This is a genomic window from uncultured Brevundimonas sp. (assembly GCF_937863155.1).
Taxonomy (GTDB): Bacteria; Pseudomonadota; Alphaproteobacteria; order Caulobacterales; family Caulobacteraceae; genus Brevundimonas.
This window is the reverse complement of record NZ_CALMFB010000035.1, coordinates 1-4,403: the sequence shown is the minus strand read 5'-3', so window position 1 is coordinate 4,403 and position 4,403 is coordinate 1. Positions and strand designations below refer to the sequence as shown.

Annotated in this window: 6 protein-coding genes; 2 read left to right on the top strand and 4 right to left on the bottom strand. The window is 68.0% G+C overall.

The window, feature by feature from the left end; genetic code table 11:
• Positions 1 to 734: glutamate--tRNA ligase family protein (locus Q0581_RS05755; protein ID WP_298698491.1), on the top strand; the 734-nt coding region annotated here is incomplete at its 5' end.
• A gap of 241 nt (positions 735 to 975) precedes the next feature.
• Here Q0581_RS05755 and Q0581_RS05750 read toward each other — a convergent pair.
• On the bottom strand, positions 976 to 1,272 hold the full coding sequence (locus Q0581_RS05750) for a hypothetical protein (RefSeq protein ID WP_298698489.1): 297 nt from the start codon (positions 1,270 to 1,272) through the stop codon (positions 976 to 978).
• Positions 1,273 to 1,404: 132 nt separating this feature from the next.
• Entirely contained in the window at positions 1,405 to 2,043 is a 639-nt protein-coding gene (locus Q0581_RS05745; protein ID WP_298698488.1) for a TIGR00730 family Rossman fold protein, read from the bottom strand.
• 102 nt (positions 2,044 to 2,145) lie between these two features.
• Here Q0581_RS05745 and Q0581_RS05740 point away from each other — a divergent pair, with 102 nt between their 5' ends.
• The gene (locus Q0581_RS05740; RefSeq protein ID WP_298698486.1) at positions 2,146 to 2,886 is read left to right on the top strand and encodes a hypothetical protein; all 741 of its coding nucleotides are present in this window, start codon (positions 2,146 to 2,148) and stop codon (positions 2,884 to 2,886) included.
• A gap of 117 nt (positions 2,887 to 3,003) precedes the next feature.
• Here Q0581_RS05740 and Q0581_RS05735 read toward each other — a convergent pair whose 3' ends face one another.
• Positions 3,004 to 3,387, bottom strand: coding sequence for a hypothetical protein (locus tag Q0581_RS05735; protein WP_298698483.1), 384 nt, complete (start codon positions 3,385 to 3,387; stop codon positions 3,004 to 3,006).
• Positions 3,384 to 4,403: alpha/beta fold hydrolase (locus Q0581_RS05730; RefSeq protein ID WP_298698480.1), on the bottom strand; the 1,020-nt coding region annotated here is incomplete at its 5' end. The genes Q0581_RS05735 and Q0581_RS05730, both read right to left, overlap by 4 nt.

Below are 4,403 nucleotides of genomic sequence, written 5' to 3'. Positions count from 1 at the left end.
TCCGGGGCGAGGACCACGTCACCAACACCGGCGCCCAGATCGAGATCTTCGAGGCCCTGGGCGGGCCGGTTCCCGATTTCGCCCATATGCCGCTGCTGGTCGGCGCCGATGGCGCGGCCCTGTCGAAACGCCTGGGATCGCTGTCGATCAGCGAGATGCGGGATCAGGGCTATGAGCCCATCGCCATCACCAGCCACCTGGGCCGCATCGGCACGTCCGACCCGCTGGAGGTCGCCGAATCCGTTCAGGCGCTGGGCGCCGGTTTCGCCTTTTCCAAGATGGGCCGGTCGCCGGCGCGCTATGACACCGCCGATCTGGACCGGCTGAACGCCCAGGCCCTGCACGCCATGGACTATGCCGTCGTCCAGCCGCGTCTGGCGGCCCTGGATTGCGACCTGGGGGCGGCCTTCTGGGACGCGGTCAGGCCGAACCTGAACAAGCTGGCGGATGTCGTTGAAATGGCGCGCATCGTGCGCGGCCCGGTCACGCCGGTGATCGAGGATGCGGCCTTTGCACAGGCCGCGCTGGCCGTGCTGCCGGAAACCATCGACGCGGGCGCGTGGGGCGTGTGGACCGAGGCGGTAAAGGCCGCGACCGGGGCCAAGGGCAAGGCGCTGTTCATGCCGCTGCGCCTGGCGCTGACGGGTCAGCCGCATGGCCCGGACATGGCGGCCATGGCCCCGCTGATCGGCCGCGAGGCCATGGTCCGTCGTCTGAAGGGCGAGGCCGGCTGAGCCGAAAAGGGTTTAGGGTGTGAACCCATAACTGGGCTCCGCTTATTCAAGACTTTCAAATCCCCGTCACCCTCGGGCTTGTCCCGAGGGCCCATGTTTGAGTCGCCCTCGAACGCGGATGGTCGCCATCCTCAGCCCGAACAGCCATCGGTCCAGCCCGCAGCCTCCATGGGCCCTCGGGACAAGCCCGAGGGTGACGAAATTCAGGGGTTCAGAACCTAGGGCCGAGCCGACAGCCGGATCAGGCGTTGCAGGTCGCGATTTCGGCGGCCGACAGTTCGACGCCCTTCCACACGAAGGCGGTCACCGGACCCAGGCGCTGGGCCACGCGACGGCAGGCGCGGGTCGCGGGCTGGGCGGCGCCGCCGGTGGCGGTGCACTCGGCGCCTTCGCAGCGCCAGGTGGCGCCGTCCAGGATGGTGCGGCCGGCGGGCGCCTTGGAGGCGTCGGCCAGGGTCAGGCGCGTGGCGGCCGGGGCCGATTGGGCGAAGGCGGGGGCGGCGATCAGAACGGCCGCGGCGACGAGCAGAGCACGCATGGGGAGGGTCTCCGATAAATCCCAGTAGGGGCGAAAGGCCCCCGATGCCCTCATAGGCCGTTGCTTATCGAAACTGTCAAGACAGGTTTTGAAAGAGGACGGACTTCGGAAGGCGGACTTATCGACGGTTACTTATCGCTGATCATATTTCAAGGGTTCGGGTGTCGCACCCGACGCCGCACCCGTGTTTCCGGCGCGACCTTCCTTCAGCAGGGCCACGACCTCGGCCACCGTGTCGCGCACTTCCCAGGCCTGCAGGAAGGACGGCGGGGTCATGCCCTCGGCTACGCTGTGTTCCATCAGGGCGAAGAAGGTTTCCCAGAATCCGTGGATGTTCAGGAAGATGATCGGCTTGCCGTGCAGGTCCAGCCGTTTCCACGACAGCAGTTCGACCACTTCCTCCAGCGTGCCTACACCGCCCGGCGCCACCACGAAGGCGTCGGAATGGTCGTACATCAGGATCTTGCGCTCGTGCATGGTGTCCACGACCACTGTCTCGACCTCGTCGAACAGGCGTTCGCGGCTGCGCAGGAAAGCGGGCATGATTCCCAGCACCTTGCCGCCGGCTTCATGGGCGCCGCGCGCCGAGGCGCCCATCAGCCCGACCCCGCCGCCGCCATAGACCAGTCGCCAGCCCTGCTGGGCGATCGCCTGACCGAAATGGGAGGCGGCCTCGATATAGTCGGGATGCGCGGCGTCGGACGAGCCGCAGAACAGGCAGACCGACAGGTCGTCGAAGGACGAAATCTGGGGCGGGGGGGCGGACGACATGGAACCTCGGGCTGAAGACGGCGAGACAGGGCCGGACACACGCGTTAGGGATGACGGCGTCCGAGGCCCGGATGCGCCTTGGTCCTTAGCCATAGAGCCTTCATGACCGCGAGAAAACGCCTGCCGATGATGATCGCCGTCCTGGGGCTGGCGGCGGGCTGTTCCCAGCCCGAACCCGGCGTCGCGCCGGCGGCGGAAGCGACGGCGTCCAAATGGGTCACGCCGCCCCGCATCGACGGCGTGCGACGCAGCGCCGGCGCCCTGACGGTGTCGGGCCAGACCTCGCCGGGCGCGCGGGTGGTGTTGCGGGGCGGCGATGGATCGGCCTTTGCGGCCTCTGCGGACGACAGCGGCCGGTTCGAGATTCGCATCGGCGCGGCCGATCATGACCTGTCGCTGATCCCCGAGGTTCAGACGGGCGAGGACGCCGCGCCGGCGCCGGAGCGTCTGCTGATCCTGGGCGGCGCCGACGGACCGGTCGTCATGCTGGCGGCGGGTGTGGCGGGACGACGGCTGGATGGGGCGGGCGCCCTGGGCGCGGTCGATTCGGATGGGCGGATGCTGGCGCTGTCCGGGCGGGCGCCGGCGGGCCAGACGGTGCGCATCACCCTGAATGGCGGTTCGGGCATGACCGTTCTGGCGGGCGCGGACGGGCGATGGACGGCGGTCGCGGGACCGGCCGGCGGGCCGGTGCGGCTGGGCGTGGGCGCGCGGGTCTATGACTATCCCGGAGAAGCCGGCGCCGGTCCCGTCGCGGCCCGCGCGGGCGCCGGCTGGCGTCTGGCGTGGATGTCGTCCTCGGGCGGGCGACAGGTCACCTGGTTGCCGGATGCGGGCGAATAGGCCGATTTATGTTTCGTTAACCAAACCGGCGGATCAACGGACTGTCTTCTGTCTTTGAGGACACCCACCATCACCGAACCTGATCCAGCCCGGCGGCAGCGTCGGGCTGTTTTTTTGTCAGTCCTGGCGTTCGGTCATGCGGGCGGCGGCGGCCGACTGGATGGCCAGGCCGGTGAACACCCCGGCCATGATGATCATGATCCCATAGTCGCCATTGGGCGCGATCAGCGGCAGGGCGGCCGACAGCACCATGGCCAGAGGGAACGTCAGGGCCATGACCAGGGTGGCGGGCTGGCCCGGCTGGATCAGGGCCTTGGGCTTGCGCTTGCGGCTGATCATCCACAGCCGGTTCAGAAACAGAAAGCCGAACACGCTCATGGCCGCCGCCCCGATGTATTTGGGCGCGACCCCATCGGGGCCCAGCGAACAGGCGACGGTGACGATCAGCGTCAGGGCCAGGACCGTGGTCACGGCCAGCAGGGCGTTGGCGTCCAGTTTCAAGACTTCACCTTCACATAGGCGCCGGGGGCCGGCTCGACGGGTTTCAGCCGACCCTTAGCCGGATCGCGCGCCGGAACCCAGCCGCCCGATTTCTCATGCAGCCAATCCGCCCAATGCGGCCACCAGCTGCCGGGATGTTCGGCCGCGCCCGACTGCCATTCGGCCAGGGTGGCGGGCAGGGCCGGGTTGATCCAGTGCTGGTATTTGTTCGCGCCGGGCGGATTGACCACCCCGGCGATATGGCCCGATCCCGCCAGCGTCAGGGTGACGTCGGCGCCGGAAAAGGCGCGGGCCGAGCGATAGACCGAGTTCATCGGCGCGATATGGTCTTCGCGGCTGGCCTGGAAATACAGCGGGATGCGCACCTTGCTCAGATCGATGCGCTCGCCGCCCATGTCGAAGGCGCCGGTGGCCAGGGCGTTCTTGCCATACATGCTGCGCAGATAATCCATATGCAGCCGCTTGGGCATGCGGGTCTGGTCGGCGTTCCAGAACAAGAGGTCGAACGCTGGCGGCGCCTTGCCCATCAGATAGTTGCTGACGAAGAACGACCAGATCAGGTCGTTGGCGCGCAGGGCGTTGAAGGTGTCGGCCATGGCCGCGCCGGGCAGGACGCCGCCGGCGGCGTCCATCTGCTGCTCGATCTCGTTCAGCCAGTGTTCGTCGGTGAACAGCAACAGGTCGCCCGCCTGGGCGAAGTCATGCTGGGCCGCGAAGAAGGTGGCGGCCGAAACCCGCGCGTCGCCGCGCGCCGCCATGTGCGCCAGCGCCCCGCCCAGCAGGGTGCCGCCGATGCAGTAGCCGACGGTGTTCACATGATTGGCGCCGGTCTGGTCCAGCACCTTTTCGACCGCGCGATAGACGCCCTTTTCCAGATAGTCGTCGAAGCCGAAGTCCGCCTTGTCCCGGTCGGGATTGACCCAGGAGCAGACGAAGACGGTGAAACCCTGGGCCGACAGCCAGCGGATCATCGAGTTCTCGGGCTGCAGGTCCAGGATGTAGTATTTGTTGATCCA

Bases quoted from the DNA above. Each gene is read 5' to 3' on its own strand.
- Q0581_RS05750 (WP_298698489.1), bottom strand. From the start codon at position 1,272: ATGCGTGCTCTGCTCGTCGCCGCGGCCGTTCTGATCGCCGCCCCCGCC.
- Q0581_RS05745 (WP_298698488.1), bottom strand. From the start codon at position 2,043: ATGTCGTCCGCCCCCCCGCCCCAGATTTCGTCCTTCGACGACCTGTCG.
- Q0581_RS05740 (WP_298698486.1), top strand. From the start codon at position 2,146: ATGACCGCGAGAAAACGCCTGCCGATGATGATCGCCGTCCTGGGGCTG.